Origin of the sequence: Allotamlana fucoidanivorans, from assembly GCF_045788535.1 — a bacterium.
GTDB lineage: Bacteria > Bacteroidota > Bacteroidia > Flavobacteriales > Flavobacteriaceae > Allotamlana > Allotamlana fucoidanivorans.
This window is the reverse complement of the sequence record NZ_CP074074.1, coordinates 2,041,440-2,059,064: the sequence shown is the minus strand read 5'-3', so window position 1 is coordinate 2,059,064 and position 17,625 is coordinate 2,041,440. Positions and strand designations below refer to the sequence as shown.

General features: G+C 33.7%; 10 protein-coding genes and 1 pseudogene. All 11 read right to left on the bottom strand.

From position 1 onward, the window contains the following. Positions 1 to 164: 164 nt before the first annotated feature. The 11 genes and pseudogenes from KFZ70_RS09365 to KFZ70_RS09315 all read right to left on the bottom strand — a co-directional run bounded on the left by KFZ70_RS09365 (position 165) and on the right by KFZ70_RS09315 (position 17,616). Positions 165 to 4,082, bottom strand: coding sequence for a two-component regulator propeller domain-containing protein (locus tag KFZ70_RS09365; protein WP_407515404.1), 3,918 nt, complete (start codon positions 4,080 to 4,082; stop codon positions 165 to 167). Between the two features lie 356 nt (positions 4,083 to 4,438). Next, positions 4,439 to 4,782 (bottom strand): annotated as a pseudogene (locus KFZ70_RS09360) (L-rhamnose mutarotase). Next, complete coding sequence (gene fucP / locus KFZ70_RS09355; RefSeq protein WP_139695064.1) at positions 4,779 to 6,107, bottom strand: L-fucose:H+ symporter permease; 1,329 nt, start codon at positions 6,105 to 6,107, stop codon at positions 4,779 to 4,781. Before fucP ends, KFZ70_RS09360 begins: the two are co-directional and overlap by 4 nt. 89 nt (positions 6,108 to 6,196) lie before the next feature. Beyond that, positions 6,197 to 6,988: an SDR family oxidoreductase gene (locus tag KFZ70_RS09350; RefSeq protein WP_139695065.1), complete on the bottom strand. Its 792-nt coding sequence runs from the start codon at positions 6,986 to 6,988 to the stop codon at positions 6,197 to 6,199. A 10-nt stretch (positions 6,989 to 6,998) separates the two neighbouring features. Beyond that, the gene (locus KFZ70_RS09345) at positions 6,999 to 7,835 is read right to left on the bottom strand and encodes an amidohydrolase (protein ID WP_139695258.1); all 837 of its coding nucleotides are present in this window, start codon (positions 7,833 to 7,835) and stop codon (positions 6,999 to 7,001) included. Between the two features lie 9 nt (positions 7,836 to 7,844). Beyond that, entirely contained in the window at positions 7,845 to 9,281 is a 1,437-nt protein-coding gene (locus KFZ70_RS09340; RefSeq protein ID WP_139695066.1) for a tagaturonate reductase, read from the bottom strand. 9 nt (positions 9,282 to 9,290) lie between these two features. Continuing rightward, positions 9,291 to 10,943, bottom strand: coding sequence for a UxaA family hydrolase (locus KFZ70_RS09335; RefSeq protein ID WP_139695067.1), 1,653 nt, complete (start codon positions 10,941 to 10,943; stop codon positions 9,291 to 9,293). Between the two features lie 8 nt (positions 10,944 to 10,951). Beyond that, positions 10,952 to 11,962, bottom strand: coding sequence for a zinc-binding alcohol dehydrogenase family protein (locus tag KFZ70_RS09330; protein ID WP_139695068.1), 1,011 nt, complete (start codon positions 11,960 to 11,962; stop codon positions 10,952 to 10,954). A 61-nt stretch (positions 11,963 to 12,023) separates the two neighbouring features. Beyond that, positions 12,024 to 13,499, bottom strand: coding sequence for an alpha-L-fucosidase (locus tag KFZ70_RS09325; protein ID WP_139695069.1), 1,476 nt, complete (start codon positions 13,497 to 13,499; stop codon positions 12,024 to 12,026). 32 nt (positions 13,500 to 13,531) lie between these two features. Further along, complete coding sequence (locus tag KFZ70_RS09320; protein ID WP_139695070.1) at positions 13,532 to 15,880, bottom strand: hypothetical protein; 2,349 nt, start codon at positions 15,878 to 15,880, stop codon at positions 13,532 to 13,534. Further along, positions 15,877 to 17,616: an arylsulfatase gene (locus tag KFZ70_RS09315; protein WP_139695071.1), complete on the bottom strand. Its 1,740-nt coding sequence runs from the start codon at positions 17,614 to 17,616 to the stop codon at positions 15,877 to 15,879. The genes KFZ70_RS09320 and KFZ70_RS09315 overlap by 4 nt, the downstream gene beginning before the upstream one ends. Between the last annotated feature and the right edge of the window lie 9 nt (positions 17,617 to 17,625).

Genomic DNA, 17,625 nt, shown 5'->3' with positions numbered 1-17,625 from the left:
TTCCATTAAAAAAAGTTTTACTGATGTCAAAATGTTTCATAAACAGTTTATATTAGTTACGCATCACATTGAATAAAATCAATTCCTAGAATTTGACCGTTCTATTACGAAACCCAAATCAATACAACTATAAAAAGTATTCAAAACATGAATTACTTTAATTTTTATGAATGTTCGGTAGGTAAATAACCAAAATACTTTTTAAAACTATTTGAAAAATAAGAAGGTGAATTAAAGCCCACCATATAACCAATTTCAGAAATTGAATACCGTTTTTTTTCAATAAGTTTGATAGCTTGACCAAATCGAACTTTTTTAATGAAGTCTGTTGCAGACTCTCCTGTAATTGCCTTTAACTTCAAATGCAAATTTGATCGACTCATTCCAATTTCTTTGGCAAAAATTTCTACAGAAAAATTTGCATTACTAATGTTTTTTTCGACGATTGTTTTTGCATTACTCAAAAACTCCTTATCCAAATCACTAAAAGCAACTTCTTCAGGATGTATTTCTAGTGATTGTGAATAGAAATCCTTTAATCGTTTTCTTGATTTAATAACGTTTTTAACTTTTGCCTCAAGAAGAGATAGAGAAAATGGTTTTGCTATATAATCATCAGCCCCAGAATTAATTCCTTCAAGTTGATTTTCAATGCTAGTCTTGGCAGTTAACAATATAATAGGTATATGTGCGGTCTTTATATTCTGTTTAACTTTTTTGCAAAAATTGACACCATCCATTTTTGGCATCATAATATCAGATATGACTAGACTAGGATTTATTTTTTTAAGCATATCATAGGCCTCTAAACCATCAGGAGCAGTGTAGACAACGTATTTCTTTGAAAAATTCCTGAAAAGATAATTAGAAATATCCATATTGTCCTCAACAATTAAAATTGTGTCAACCTTTTCCTTTAGATTTTCAATGGCATGATTGTCTCTGATACTTTCCTCCAAATGATCACTGATTTTGAGTTGTTTATTCATTTTATTAGACTTATCACCAGATACTTCTTCAGTTGAATATGATTCATTATTCAAGGGTAAACTAATTATAAATTTGGTACCAACTCCCTCAATACTCTCAACTTTTATTTCTCCCTGATGTAATTTTACCAACCTTTTTGAAAGAGCTAATCCTATTCCTGTTCCAGAATCTTTATCATTAGAGTTCGTACTATAATATCTTTCAAAAATCAGCTCTAATTGTTCCTCTGCTATTCCTTCTCCAGAATCTTCAATCTCAATTATTACCCTAGCTTTTTCTCTAAGAACATTTACACTAACAGAGCCACCAAATGGTGTAAATTTTAATGAATTAGACAATAAATTATACATAATTTTTTCAATGACATCAGGATCAAAATACATTTCTATTGTTTTCTCATTTGAATTGAAAGAGTATATAATATTATTCTTAGATGCCAAAGAAGCAAATGACAGATAAATATCATTTATTACACTTACTATTTCCCCTTTCGAAGCATTTAGTTTCATTTTATTTGTTTCTAATTTCCTAAACTCTAATAGTTGGTTGATTAAACGAAGTAATCTTTTAGCATTTTTTTCTACAAGAATAATTTGGTCTCTTAACCATTCATCCGAAATATTCTTTTCTAAAACTTTTTCCAAAGGTGCCAATATTAGAGTTAATGGCGTTCTAAACTCATGAGTTATATTTGTAAAAAATTGTATTTTCATTTGATTAACTTGAGCCAACTTTAACTTTTCTGATCTTATCTTTTTAAGATCATTAATTGTTTTTATTCTATCCGTAATAATTTTATATAGAAAAATAATCGTTAATATTAGTAGAACTATATAAATGCATAAGGCCCAAATTGTTAGCCACCAAGGCCTTAAAACTAAAATATTTAAGCTTTTGATTGATTGACCATAGTTAGAATCTGAGTCAAGTGCTATGACTCTAAATTTATATTCTCCTGGGGAAATATTTGAGTATGTAGCTTGATTATTTTCAGAACATATCCAATCCTCATCATAGTTTTCCATTTTCCAGCAATACCTAACTTTATTATTATAAGAATAGTTCATAGCGGAAAATTCAAGAGTTATAGAATTTTGTTCACTTTTTAATATTAGATTTTCAGTAAAGTTTATATGGTGCTCTAAAATATTACTGATGTCATCTGGTAATATTTTCTCATTATTGACCTTGAGAGCATTCAAATTCACTTTTGAATTAAATGCAGTATCATGAATTTCGTTTGGTTTAAAATAGGTAATACCTTTTGTTCCTCCAAAAACAAAAGTACTATCTCTAAGCATTGCATAAGAAGAAACCATGAACTGGTGGTTTTGCACACCGTCTGCTTTGGTATATTTCTTAAACTTATTTGTTTTTAAATCAAGATGAGAGATTCCTGAATTTGTGCTTATCCATAATCTTCCACTGTTATCTTCTAAAATACCCTGAACAACGTTGTTAGAGAGTCCATCTTTAGTAGTATATTGAACAAAGTTTTGCTGAAGTTCGTTAAAAACATTTAATCCCCCATTAGTTCCAACCCACAACCTTCCTTTACTATCTTCAAATATACAAGTTATGTAGTTCTCAGTTAATGAATTTTTATTTCCTGAGATCTTTTTGTAGGACTCAAAAGTATCTTTATCTGGATAATATACATTAAGTCCATCATAGGTTCCAACCCATATTCTATTTAATGAATCTTCAAATAAAAAAGATATATTTTTTGATGTTAAACGATTCCCTTCAAGTCCTTCATCAATACGCTTTAAACTCTCATCTGAAAGTTTAAAAATGTAAAGCCCATTTTCTGTACCTAGCCATATCTGAGATTTTCTATCCATTAATATAGAATAGATTCCATTATTCTTAAAATTTCCTTTTGAATCCTCTATTCTGAATATTTTACTCTTGTTTGTCTTAGGGTCATAATAATTTAGACCGTTATCATGAGTACCTACAAGCAGTTTTCCATCTTCAAGGGCTAAAATAGATTTTATATTATTTGAGCTAAGCGAACTGTTGTTTCCTTCTTCAGAAGAAAAAAAAGTAATCTTATTGTCTTCCCTGTCCCATAAATTTAACCCCTTATCGTTTGTTCCTATCCAAACAGTGCCGTCTTTATTTTCAGTAATAACACTTACTACATTGTCACTTAAAGATAGTTCTCCACCATTTTGGTCTATTAAATTAAACTTTATATTATTTGGGTGATAGTAACTAATACCTGCATAATATGTTCCCAACCACATACCACCATCATTATCTTTATATATATTCCTAACAGAATTCTGACCTAAGGCATATATTTTTGTATTATCTTGATAATAATTATCATAAATATCTCTAAGCGGATCGTAAATACTTAACCCTATGAACGTACCTACCCATAGTTTCCCATCATTATCATAGGAAATAGAACGTACATTATCATTACATAATGAATTTGGATTAGCTATGTTATGCTTTCTAATTTTCTTTAGCTTAAAATCAGCATCAAGTTCCACAAGTCCATCCCCATCTGTGCCAACCCAAAAGCCACCTTCTTTTCTTTTACTTATAACTCTTATTCCTTTTTTTATACCGGGAAGTACAATTTCCGTTAAGATATACCTCTCACAGTCAAAATTAAATAAGCCCACATCTGTGGCTAAAATCAAATTATTCTCAAATGCAATTACATCCTGAATTATTTCAATATTAACACCTTTCGGTGCTAAAATTGTTATAGATTCAAAACTATCACTTTCATTATCAAACTTGTATAGGCTTCCTTCAAAAGTACTAATCCATAAACCTGCATTACCATCTTGTTCGATGTCCGAAACAAATCTTACACTATTACCTTTTACTAATTGAAAATTATCAAATCTATCTTTTTTAGAATCATATCTACTCACTCCCTTATTACCTCCAATCCACAACACCCCAAAACTATCTATATATACCTTTCGCAACGGGTTTGAAAGCAATGAGTTCGGATTTTCCTTGTCATTTCTGTAAACCGTAAATTGAGAGCCATCATACTTATTAAGGCCATCGTTGGTGGCAAACCACATATAACCCAAAGTATCTTGAGTTATTGAAAACACAGTACTTTGAGACAACCCTTCTTCATTTGAAATTTTTTCAAAAAGTATTATTTCCTTGATCTAAGTAATTTTGAGAAAGACCATTGTAATAATTAAGCATTACTAAAAAAAGAAAAAATACTTTAAAAGAAATAAACTGTTTAATATCAATCCTTGATATATCCAAATAGTGCTTAAATTTCATTCATCTTAAATTTAGAACAAGAAAATTAGTGGTTTTTATTACGGACTAACTTTCAAACTTTGTTGTGATTATATTATTTTAAGTTGCTAATATATTTTATAAAACAGAAATCATATTAATTTGGCGATTTTATTAACAAACATCTGCAATCACTTAACACGTAAAAATAATTCTATAGTTTAAAAACTTGCTCTAACGGAATCCATTTTTCGCCATCTTTGGCCCAGGGTAATTCTTGTTGGTAGTTCCACACATTAGGTTTTCCCATTCTTGAACTTTTGGGTTGTTCGCATCCATTTCCGCTTTTTTAACAGGATCAAACGTGTCATCAACTTCCATAATCATAAACATGCGGTTTCCTGTTAAATAAATTTCCATATCTACAATACCAGCATCTTTAATACTTTTAGTGATTTCTGGCCATGCGTTTCCAGCAGCATGGTATTCTTTATATTCAGCGATTAGTTTAGAGTCATCTTTTAAATCGCATGCGTAACAATAGCGTTTTGTTGTCATGAGTTTTTAAGGTTTCGTTTGTAGCTAGTGAACCCGTAAAAGGCCACAACAGCTAAGCAAATTAATGGTAAAATAAAAGAGAAATTTACTTCAGGAATAAAGCCTAGAACTTGAACATCAGCAAAACCACTTCCTCCCCAGTCAAGTATACTGCCTTGGAGTACAGGCATTAAAGCACCACCAACAATAGCCATTACTAGACCCGCTGAACCAATTTTTGCTTCATCTCCCATATCTTTCAGTGCTATACCGTAAATGGTTGGGAACATAATAGACATAAAAACTGAAATAGCTACCAGTGATATTAAGCCAGCTAATCCTGATAATAATATTGTTCCTGCACACATAATAACGCCACCAATTCCAAATAACATAAGCAATCGTGAAGGATTAACTTTTTTCATTAATGCGGTACCAATCCAACGTCCTGTTAAAAAAGATATCATTGCAGCAACATTAAAATAAGTAGCGGTATAATCTGTACCATGAGTTTCGTTAATATTGTCTACATACTGAAAGATGTATGTCCAACACATGATTTGAGCGCCTACATAGAACGCTTGTGCAATAACACCAAAAATGTAGTTTTTATTAACTTTTAATTTTTTGAACGATTCAGATAATGACATTTTATCTTCATCTGCCGTTTTAGGCATTTTAGTAGCGATAATAATACCCATGATTACTAAAACTAAAACACCAAGTGCAATGTATGGGACACTAATAATGCCAAGGTCGTTTTCTCGAACAGCGGCTAATTCTTCTGACGATAAGGCTTTATAAGCTTCTTCTGTGTAGTCATCAGAGCGTAGTGCACCAATTACAAAAACTTGTGCTATTATCATTCCTGTAAGTGAGCCAATAGGGTTGAAAGCTTGAGCTAAGTTTAGGCGTTGTGTTGCTGTTTCTTTATCGCCTAAAGCAAGTATTAACGGATTTGAGGTTGTTTCTAAAAATGCCAAACCACAGGTAATTACCCATAATGAAATTAAGAAAAAGTTAAACTCTTCATTAGCTGCAGCTGGGTAGAACAAAAAGGCCCCTAAAGCATAGAATGAAAGCCCCAGAATTATTCCAGATTTATAACTGTATTTTCTAATAAACAAAGCTGCTGGTAAGGCCATAAAGAAGTAACCGAAATAAAATGCAAATTGTACTAATGACGCTTGAACATTTGATAATTCTGGCATTACTTTTTTAAAGGCAGAAACCATAGGGTTGGTTAAATCGTTTGCGATACCCCAAAGGGCGAATAAAGAAGTAATTATTATAAAAGGAAACAAAAGTTCTTTTCTAACTACTGGTATATTTTTTGTTTTACTCATAAATTTTAGGTTTAAGTTAGTAGGTTGCAATGCACAATGTGAACAAAATAAAAATTAAGTTACTTGTGTTTTATTGCATAACAAATGATTTATTCTGTTAATAGAGATCGGTCTAAATGTACATAACCACCATCAACAGTTATAAATTGACCAGTTGTATGCGATGAACGTTCTGAAATGGCAAATAGGCATTGGTCTGCAATCTCTTCTGGTGTTGTCATTCGGTTTTCTAAAGGAATTTTCTTGACAATAGATTCTAGTTTTTCTTCGCCGTTTTCTAAGGTTTTAATCCATTGATCATATGCAGGGGTCCAACTTTCTGCTATAATAATAGCGTTTGAACGAATACCATCTTTTATTAAATCAACGGCCCATTCTCGGGTTAACCCTAGTACACCTCCTTTAGATGCTGCGTAGCCCGATGTACCTCCTTGACCGGTTAATGCCACTTTTGAACCTATATTCAAAATGTTTCCTTTTACCTTTTTAATCATTGGTAAACAGAACTTTGTCATGGCAAAAAAGCTAACCATATTGAGTTTTAGGGAGTACATAAAATCATCCATTGAAGCATCAAGTCCGGCACCATCATTAACACCAACATTATTAATTAAAGCATCAACACGACCGTATTTTTCTTCAATAGTTTTGGCGGCGCGTTCTATTTGTTTGTAATCAGATAAATCGGTTTGAACGAAAATTGAATCAATACCTTGGTTTTGTAAAGCTTCAGCGTACCCAAAACCTCTGGCATTTCTGTCTACAATAACAGGAATTGCGCCTTCATTGGCTAACGACTGTACTATAGTTTCTCCAATACTACCTTTTATTCCGGCAGCTCCTGTTACAACTACTATTTTATTTTTTAGACCTAAATCCATATTCTTTATTTTATTGTTTTAAATTGTAAAATTCCACAGCATTTTTACCCATAATTGCTTCATGTTCTGAAGACGATAATGGTGCGATAAAATTGGTTACTAATTGTTTTACTTTTGAATAATTTCCTGCTACCAAACACACGGGCCAATCTGAACCAAATAGAATTCTTTTTGGACCAAAGGCTTGTAAAACGACATCCATATACGGATAAATTTGTTCTGGTGTCCAACTGTTGAAATCGGCTTCAGTAATCATACCAGATAACTTGCAGTATACATTTTCATGTTTAGCAATTTCCTTAATAAGGACTGCCCATCCCTCATAAAAACCATCTTTTATGTATGGTTTTGCAATATGATCGATAACAAATTTTTGATTTGGAAAGCTTTTTACAAATTCGAGTACTGCACCCAATTGATACGGAAACACCAAGATGTCATAAGTGAAATTGTGTTTTTCTAGATGAGCAATACCATTTTTAAAATTTTGTCTCAGCAAGAAATTATGATCTGGTTCGCCTTGAACAACATGACGGAAACCTTTTATAATATCAAATTGTTTGTATTGTTCTAAAACTGATTCAATGGTTGTTTCGTCTCTAAAATCAACCCAGCCTACAACTCCTTTTATAAAGTTGTTTTTTGCAGCCAATTCAATTAAGAAATTAGTTTCGGCAAGCGTTTGATCGGCTTGAACAGCTATACAACCATCAATTTTATTTTCGGTATATACGCGTTGTAAATCTTGAGGTAAAAAGTCACGACGGATAGTCTTCATAGAATCATCTATCCAGTCGTGTTTTTTAGGCTCGTAATTCCAAAAATGCTGATGTGAATCTATTACCATCATAAAATTTTATTTACTAAAATCTTGTAAGGCCGCTTGCATGCCGTTATTCACAATGTTTTCTAAGTTGGTGGTTACAGTTTCTAGTAAACCTTCAAATTGTGTTAAATCAACACCCCAGAAATCTTGGTTTTGAAGTGTTGCTTTTGCCACATCAGCGATATTTCCTGCTGCCCATTGTGTTTTAAAGAAATCTAAAGCCGATTGGTCATCTTTTAATGGGATGGCTTCTCCGTTGCGCTCGCCTTTATAAAATGCGATTAAAGCAGCTAAAGAAAATAATAAGCGTTGTGGTAATTCGCCTTTTCTTTTGATGTATTCTAAAACTGATGGTAGAACTCTGGTTTTATATTTTGAAGTCGAATTCAAAGATATACTAATTAACGCGTGTTCTAAATACGGGTTTCTAAACCGATCAATAACATCATTAGCAAATTGATTCAATTCGTCTTCTGGTAAATCTAAAGTTGGGCAGATTTCATTGAAAATAGCATCTCTTAAAAAACCACCTACAACCTCGTCTTCTAATGATTCACGAACACGATCAATACCATATAAATACCCAACAGGTACTAAGCTAGTATGTGCACCATTTAGAATTCGTACTTTTCTGGTTCTATAAGGCTCCATATTATCTGTGAAAACAATATTGAGTCCGCAAGCTTCAGCAGGTAGTTCTTCTTTTACAGCTTCTGGCCCTTCAATAACCCATAAGTGAAATTGTTCGCCTTCAACTACTAAATTGTCTTTATAGCCAAGTTCTTTGGTAATGGCATCCATTTTATCTCTTGGGTAGCCTGGTACAATTCTGTCAACAAGGGTATTGCAGAAAATATTATCATCGTTAATCCATTCTACAAAATCAGCACCTAAATTCCAATCTTCAGCATATTGAAGAATGATTTTTTTAAGATTATCGCCATTGCGGTCAATTAATTCACATGGAATAACGATAAGGCCTTTGTCTGAAGCAGCACCAAAAGTTTGGAATCTTTTATATAATAATGCAGTTAATTTTCCAGGGAAACTGCTTTGAGGCGCATCCTCTAATTTATCATTAGCGTTATAGGCTATGCCAGCTTCTGTAGTATTAGAAATAACAAAACGTAAATCTGGATTTTCAGCATTTGCTAAGTAATCAGCATAGTTTTCATAAGGATTAATACCTCTTTGTATGCAATCTATAATCTCATGTTCGCTGATGGCTTTGCCATTTTTAATGCCGTTAAGATATAATGTATATAAACCGTCTTGGTCATTCAACATCTTGATTAAGCCTTGGTCAATTGGCTGAACTGCCACTACACCAGCATCAAAATGAGCTTGTTTATTCATTTCATGAATCATCCAGTCCGCAAAAGCTCTTAAAAAATTGCCTTCGCCAAATTGTATAATACGTTCGGTGTATGTTTTAACGTTTGCGGTTTTTCTATTTAAGTTATTCATAGTTTTATGTTATAATGAAACTCCTCGTTTCCAAGGAATAAAATCGTTGTTTCCGTGAAGCACTGCTTTTGATGCAACTTCGCCACTAGCAACTTTTATGATGTGATCTAATATTTTTTCGCCCATTGAAGCAATGGTGTCTTCGCCTGTAATTACTGTACCCGCATTAATGTCGATAATATCATTCATACGTTGGTACAAATTAGTGTTACTTGACATTTTTAAAACAGGGGCAACAGGGTTTCCCGTTGGCGTACCAAGACCAGTTGTAAATACCACAACATTACAGCCAGAACCCACTAATCCGGTGGTAGATTCAACATCATTACCAGGCGTGCAAAGTAAATTTAAGCCTGGTTTTGTAACTTGTTCTGTATAGTCTAAAACTTCAACTACAGGCGATGTTCCGCCTTTTTTGGCCGCGCCAGCCGATTTCATAGCATCGGTAATTAAGCCATCTTTTATGTTTCCAGGAGATGGGTTGTTTTCAAACCCTGAACCAACGGCTACAGCAGCTTCTGAATACGCACGCATTAATTTTGAAAACTTTTTGGCATCTTCGGTAGTTTCGCATCGGTTAATTAGTTCTTGCTCAACACCGTTTAATTCTGGAAATTCTGATAATACCGGACTTCCGCCAAGTGCTACCAATAAATCGGAAGCATAACCTAGAGCTGGGTTAGCTGAAATCCCTGAAAAGCCATCAGATCCACCACATTCTAAACCAAGTACGAGTTTGCTTAAAGGCGCAGGTTGCCTTTCTATTTTATTGGCTTCAGTAAGACCAATAAACGTGTGTTTAACGGCTTCTTCTATAAGATGTCTTTCACTTTCGCTTTTTTGCTGTTCTAAATAATGAACAGGTTTATCGCAGTTAGGATCGATAGCATCAATGGCTTTTTGAAGCATTTCTATTTGCGCATTTTGGCAACCCAAACTAAAAACTGTTGCACCAGCAACATTAGGGTTAGTAATATAACCAGCAAGAAGCTTGCAAAGCACTTCAGAATCTTGACGTATACCACCACATCCGCCATCGTGTTTTAAAAATTTTATACCATCAACATTGGGGAAGATGCGATTTTTTGTCATCTCCTCTTTAGTTGTTATAATTGGTGTATTGAAAATGTCTTCGGCACTAGCGCCAGATTTATACTTACGAATTAAAGCATCGGTGTCAACTGCAAAATCTTTTTTGGTTTCATAACCGAGCTTTTCAGAAAGTGCGCCTTCTAAAACATCTAGGTTTCTATTTTCACAGAATGTTAAAGGAATAACTAACCAATAATTAGCTGTACCTACTTTGCCATCTTTTCTATGAAATCCATTAAATGTTCTACCTTCAAAATTTGAAGCGTCAGGAGCTGTCCACGTGAATTTTTCTTTAGAATCATTAAATTCTGCCGAAGCATGTTTTACATTGTCAATAGTAATGGCGCAACCTTCTTTTATGGGTTTAGTGGCTTTTCCTATTAATACACCATACATGTAAATCTCGTCGCCAACATTAAAGTCGTTAAGCGCAAATTTGTGTTTTTGCTTAATGTTTTCTTTTAAAGTAATTTCTTTGCCGGCGACTTTTGTTACTTTTCCTTTTTCTAATGGATTTATGGCAACAATAACATTGTCTCTTGGGTCTATTTGAACGTAATTTTTAGACATCTTTATTTTTAGTTAAAACTTACTGTTGCTTTAATAACGCCTGTTTCTGGTTTTAACCAGCTATCAAAATGTTCTATCATTTTCGTAAACGGTACTTGATGCGTGATGAACGAATCTGTAGGGAATTGATTTAAAACACTAATAACATGCTCAAAATCTTCGGTTGTTGCATTCCTGCTACACATTAAAGTCATTTCTTTGGCATGTACTTTGGGATGTGTATAAGTTAATTCGCCTTTAGATAAACCAACAAGAATAAAACGACCACCATGCGACATATAATCAGGACAAGCCTCTAAAGCATATTTGTTTCCGGAGGCATCAAAAACAGCAGTGCATAAATCGCCATTAGTGATTTCTGAAATTTCATTAACCGCATGTTCTCCGGCTTTTACAATATAATCTACACCAATTTTTTCTTTGGCATATTCTAAGCGTTGCTCATTCATATCGATGGCTACTACTTTTGCACCAGCAATTTGCGCTAATTTCATGATTCCAATCCCAATTGGACCACAACCCACAACAGCTACAGTTTCCCCTTTTTGAATATTGGCTCTTCTCACTGCATGGGCTCCAATAGCAAGAGGCTCTACAATAGCCATTTCATTGTTAGATAAGTTGTTGGCCGGTAAAAGTATGTCTGCAGGTACGGTAATTTGTTCCTGCATTCCGCCATCGGCATGAACACCTAAAACTTTAATATTGGTGCAGCAATTTGTTTTTCCGTTTCGGCATGCAATACATTCTCCGCAGCTAACATAAGGCATAACAACAACTTTGTCGCCTGCTTTTATACCGCGTTCATTTTCTCCAATTTCTAATACTTCAGAAGCTAATTCATGCCCTAATATTCTAGGGTAGGTAAAGAATGCTTGGTTTCCGCCATAAGCATGTAAATCGGTACCACAAATACCAACGCTGTTTATTTGTAATAAAGCTTCGCCTTCTTTTCGTACAGGAGCCTCCTTTTCTTTCAATTGAAATTCTCCTGGTTTTTCGCAAACAATGTATTTCATATTGTTATTTTTCATGTAAACATTTGTCATATTAAGTAGTGGCTACTACATGAAGGGCTTGTCACAACTGTACAGCCCATGTATATGCATGATTTCCTCTTGGCTTAGTATTACTGACATCTATTTCTAACCCATTTTGTGTTTGATTCCAGTTAGTTTTAGCATTGTTCCCTAGCATACTAACAGATTTTATTTTTTCCTTTAAATATTTCGAATTTAGTCCCATAGACTCTATTATTAACTTATCTTTTGGCCAACCTAGAGTGTGTACATAAACTATTTTTCCGTCCTTTGAAGATGTAAAGCGAATATCATTTCCTGTGAATTCAACTGGTTTTTTTTCATATTCGTCCATCCCTCTTCCCTTATCATAAAGATTAGGACCTTCGCCATGTATTTTCCAAGGTCTGGTCTTATAAATCCCTTGTCCGTTTATTTTTAAAAAATCTCCTATAGCATAAAGTATTTTTTTTTGGTCGTCAGGTATTGTACCATCTGCTTTAGGGCAGGCATTTAATAATAACACACCATTCTTACTAACGATATCAATTAATTCGTGGATCAATTCTCTTTCGGGTTTTAATTCTATATCTGGAACCCATATCCATGTATATCGAGCAAGAGCATCGTCAGTTTGCCACAACCTATCCGACGAGTTTGCTTGCTTACTCCTCTCCACATCAAGCACACCAACCCCAGAAGGCAAATCGTCATTTTTTCTAGTAATAATAACATCTTTTTTCCATTCAGCTTCTTTATTATAATAGTACTGAGCCATACGAATTTTATATTCATCTGGAATATTCTTTAATTTAAAATCGAACCATAATTGATCAGGTTTAAATTCATCTATAACTTCTTTCATCTTCAAAAACCAGTTTTCATATGCTATTTTGGAACCTTCTTGTCCATAAAGATCTGCATATTCTGGATCCCCTGTATCTAAACTATCCTGCTTCACAAAAAAACCACTAACGTTATATGAGTGGTGGAATGATGTAACTACTTTCATATCTCGTTTTCTAATAGCTTTAACTAATTCTCCTGCAATATCTCTTTTTGGTCCCATGTCAACAGCATTCCATCTGTTAACTTTGCTACCCCACATGGAAAAGCCATCATGATGCTCTGCTACAGGTCCAGCGAATTTAGCTCCAGCTTTCTTATATAATTCGGCCCATTCCTCAGCATCAAAATTTTCACATTTAAAAAGTGGTATAAAATCCTTATAACCAAAATCCTTAATCGGACCATAAGTCTTTCTATGGTAATCTTTCACCTTTTGATACTTCTCCTTTTCATAGGAATACATTTTACGAGGATACCACTCATTTTCAAATGCTGGAACACAATAAACCCCTAAATGGGCATAAATACCAAATTTGGCATCTTTAAACCATTCCGGTATGTTTTGTTTGGACAATGACTCCCAATTACTTTCAAACTGATGAAATGTATCATCCTTTTTATTGATATTATGTTTTTTACCACAAGCAAATACAAGTATCAAGGATATATATAGTGCTATTTTCTTCATGAAGCTTTGTTTGTTCAATTATACTTAGGTTATTACTTAAAACTTATTTCCCACTCAAAGTTCTTAGTTATTTTAGTTGTAACATTCGCAATTAAAAGGCTTCCTTTTAATTCAAATGGAATCTCTGATTTATTGAAAATAACTTTATCTACTTCCATTGCAGAAGGAACAACAATCCGAATTTCGTAATTATCATCTTCAATATTTTTGGTTTTTAGTAAGAAGGTTTTTGTTTTTTCATCCCAAATTTCTTCAACGACATCAACTATACCCTGAGTTATATGTCTAGAAGTTGATATTACTTGTGGATGTGATTTCTTTTTTCTAATTGAAAAAACCCTACAGCTAGCTTTTGGTATTTTCAACTTTAAATTCTCTTTTACTTCCTTGTAACTACCAGTCCAATACTCGTAAACATCATAATTTTCATCAGAGTCTAAACCTAGTTTCTCTAAATCTTTATTGAAACCTAGTTCAGTGTCATCTTCCCAATTAAAAACAGCTACTATTTTTTGGTCCAGGACAGGGTTATCCAATTCCCAAATCTTAGGAAAGAATTCTTCAAATAAATCCACCGGTCGGGCAGTTAATCCGTGAGAAGGAAGTGTCCGCTGTAAAAGATGGAGTCTTTCTGGATTCAGATCTGGCAACCACTCACTAAATACATTTAATTGTCCTGAAATTGAAACCCATGAACATATAACTTTTGAATGTTCAATAGGCATTTCATTTCTTACATATAACGGATCTGGATCATTGTACCAAACCTTCCCGTGTAAGAAATATCTATTTGTTCCATGCCAAGGTCCCATTTTTAAGTACTTCCACTCAGGTTTATTATCCGGACCAATTCTCATCGCGTCCATTAATCCAAAAGAAGCTCCAAAAACTCTCATGTTTTGAGAAGTATTACATCCCAGAATAAAAACATCTTTCCCTACTGTATCGCGAATCGTTTTAAGCCCAAGCCTATAGGACTCAATAGGTGTGATATTAGGATTTTCAACTATTTGTTCTCCCAAATGATCATTACCAATATATTCATTATTACCGTATTGATTTTTTGTTGATGTACCCATCCATAGTCCATCTATTTTAAAATACTTATATCCCCAATCATTAGCTAATCTATGAGATATATCACCAACGTATTTTAAAGTTTTTGGGTTTGTCAAATCAAAAGCTGCCCCCCCCCATTTAGCAACATAGGGTGTTCCGTCTTGGTTCTTGGAGAATAGATATTGCTTATCAGAAAAAAAATCGTCATCAAAAGTCCCTGCAAATGGCATCCACCAAATTCCTGGTGTAAGCCCCATATTTTTAATTTTTTCAGCAACAGGTTTCATTCCATTTGGGTATGGCCCATCTTCACGATGGTTTACAAATACCCTCCTTGGTCCATTTTTATACAAACCTCTTTGCCATTTATCATCAATTTGTATGAAATCAAAACCATAAGGCTTTAATTTTTTCTTTGCATCTTCTGATAGCTCAATAATTTTATTTTCATCTGAGGCTCTTCCATTAGGTCTGCTATACCATGTACAATATCCGTCTAATTGCGGGTTTAACTCAATTTCATAGTAATTGGCCACTATGTCTGCATAAGATTCTAGTCCTAATCTACAATCCTTAAAATAACCCAATGCAAGAACTTCCGTGTCAAAATTGCTATGTTCGAGAATATTTAAACGCCCATAATCAATACTTGCTCTAATATTGGTTGTTCCTTTATTAGAAAAATAGTGAATTATACCACTACCTTTATTAGATGAAATCCAACCACCGACAAAACCACTTCTCGTTTCAGGATTTGCTATGGATAAAAACATATAACTTCCTGCAGGAGATACTCTAGATGCTTCATTGATTTTATAAGGTTTTTTATGTAACTTTTTTCCAGAATTAGGTTGTTCATTAACTAAAGTTAATCCGCCTGTTCCCAAAACTCTTAATTTACTATCTTCAACCATAGGCAAAATTTTTGCATCACAAATATCAATCTTATCTACTTTCAACGGTCTTTTTGAAGAGTTAACCACTATTGTCTCTAAAAACGCAAATGGCACACCATCAATCAAACTGACCAATTTAATCTCACCATTTAATAAGTGTATTTCAATAGAGTTTGAAAAACCTAGATTTGAAATTTCATGACTTTTTATAGTTTTAGTTTTATCTTTAACAAAGCTTTTAAACTTCGTTTCAAAAAAAACATTCTCATCTAAGGTTGCTAAAGCAAGTTTACCATCAGTCTCGTCAAATGTTACATGAATAAAATCGCTACTAATTCTGTAAACTTTATTTTTATCATTCAAAGAATAACTATAAAAGAAGGTTTGACATAATAGAAGCAACAATAATGTTTTTTGTTTTATCATTTTCTGTTATTTTTAGCGTTTACATAACTGGTACCAATTGTCCCTTTAGGTTTATTCCCTCGTATTAATACCAATAATTCGTATAGTTCTTTTTCTTTTTCCAAATGTTCCTTAGAAGGGGATGAATTGTCATTTGGATTATTTGGATCATCAACTAGCAAATTATCTTGCTCGCCTGGATCACTTAATAAATTATAGAGCTGACGAGGGGTACCTCCTATTTTACCCCGAGCATTAATAATCATATTATTATTCGAGTCTGGAGTATGATTATTTCCTCCACCAGCAGTTCCATCTATAAGCTTCCATTCACCTTTATAATCCACAATAGCAAATTGCCCCTTACTTGAGTGTTGGATTATAGCTGGTCTCCTTTTTTCAGGCATTTTAGTCCCAGATAAAACTGGTAGAAAGCTTTCTGCATCTGGAGCCTTTGAATTATAGTCTAATTTAAATCCAAAGTAATCAGCCATTGTAGCGATAAAATCACCCTGTAAAAAAACATCTGAAGTAACGGTTTTGGGCTTTACAATTTCTGGCCAACGTATTATAAATGGCACTCGCGTACCTCCTTCCCAATTATCTCGCTTGATACCCTTGTATGGACCATTGGAGTCATGACCTACTTTTATACCTGTTCTATAGGCTGCGTTTTCTGGACCATTATCACTAGTAACAAATACTATAGTATTAGAAGCTAAACTTTTAGGATCATTTGGGTCTCCTAGTGCATCAATAATTTCACCTGCATAATAATCTGTTTGAACCAAATAATCACCATAATCAAAACCTGTGACCCCTTTAAATTTCTGTTGAATTGCATAAGGTTCATGAGGGGCAGGAATTGGTACATATATAAAAAACGGTTCTTCACTAGACTCATAGCACTTCATTAAATCTCTAACTTTTTGACTTTGAATTTGCAAATAGTCCTCTTGTGCAAAACTAGGGTCATAAACTCCAGGTCTTGACTTAAAAGGCATATTTCCTTCTTTCAAATCTTCATTGCTAGCAATTTTCGCTTCAGTAAAATAAACTTTATCATTGTTGACTACACCCCCTTTTATTAAAACATGTACTTTCTTATTATTAGATTCTACCCATGCATAGGGATACATATCTAATGATGCCGTTGTTCCATAGAAATACTCAAACCCATGATGAAAGGGGGTATCTGTAAGTGGTTTTGAGAAATCAATGGTGTTGTTTTCTAGTATTGTTGGTTTTGGATTAGTGGGTAATTTTACTGGCTTGCCTTCTTCATTATAAAATTGCATACCAATATGCCACTTCCCCACCATAGCCGTATGATATCCAAGCGATTTAAACATATTTGCAATAGTAAATTGATTCTTGGGCATAAAAGTTTTACTGTAGCCACCTAGAACTCCACTTTTTAAAGCTGTTCGCCATGCGTATCTACCAGTTAATAAAGCATATCTAGCTGGAGAGCAGACGGCATCAGCAGAATGACCGTTAGTAAAACGGATACCTTGCATAGCCAGTTTATCTAAATTTGGAGTTAGAGTTTGTTTTGAATTACTCAAATATTCCGAATTTACAGGTATCTCCAACCCCGTTGGATTATTAGCTCCTAAATCTCCATAACCTAAATCATCAAAATATAGAATAATCACATTTGGCCTAGATTTAGTTCCTATATTTTGACTAACTCCAAAAGCAGGTATCATTGCAATTAGTAAAATAAGTCTAATATATCTTAATTGAAAAATCATGTTAAAAAT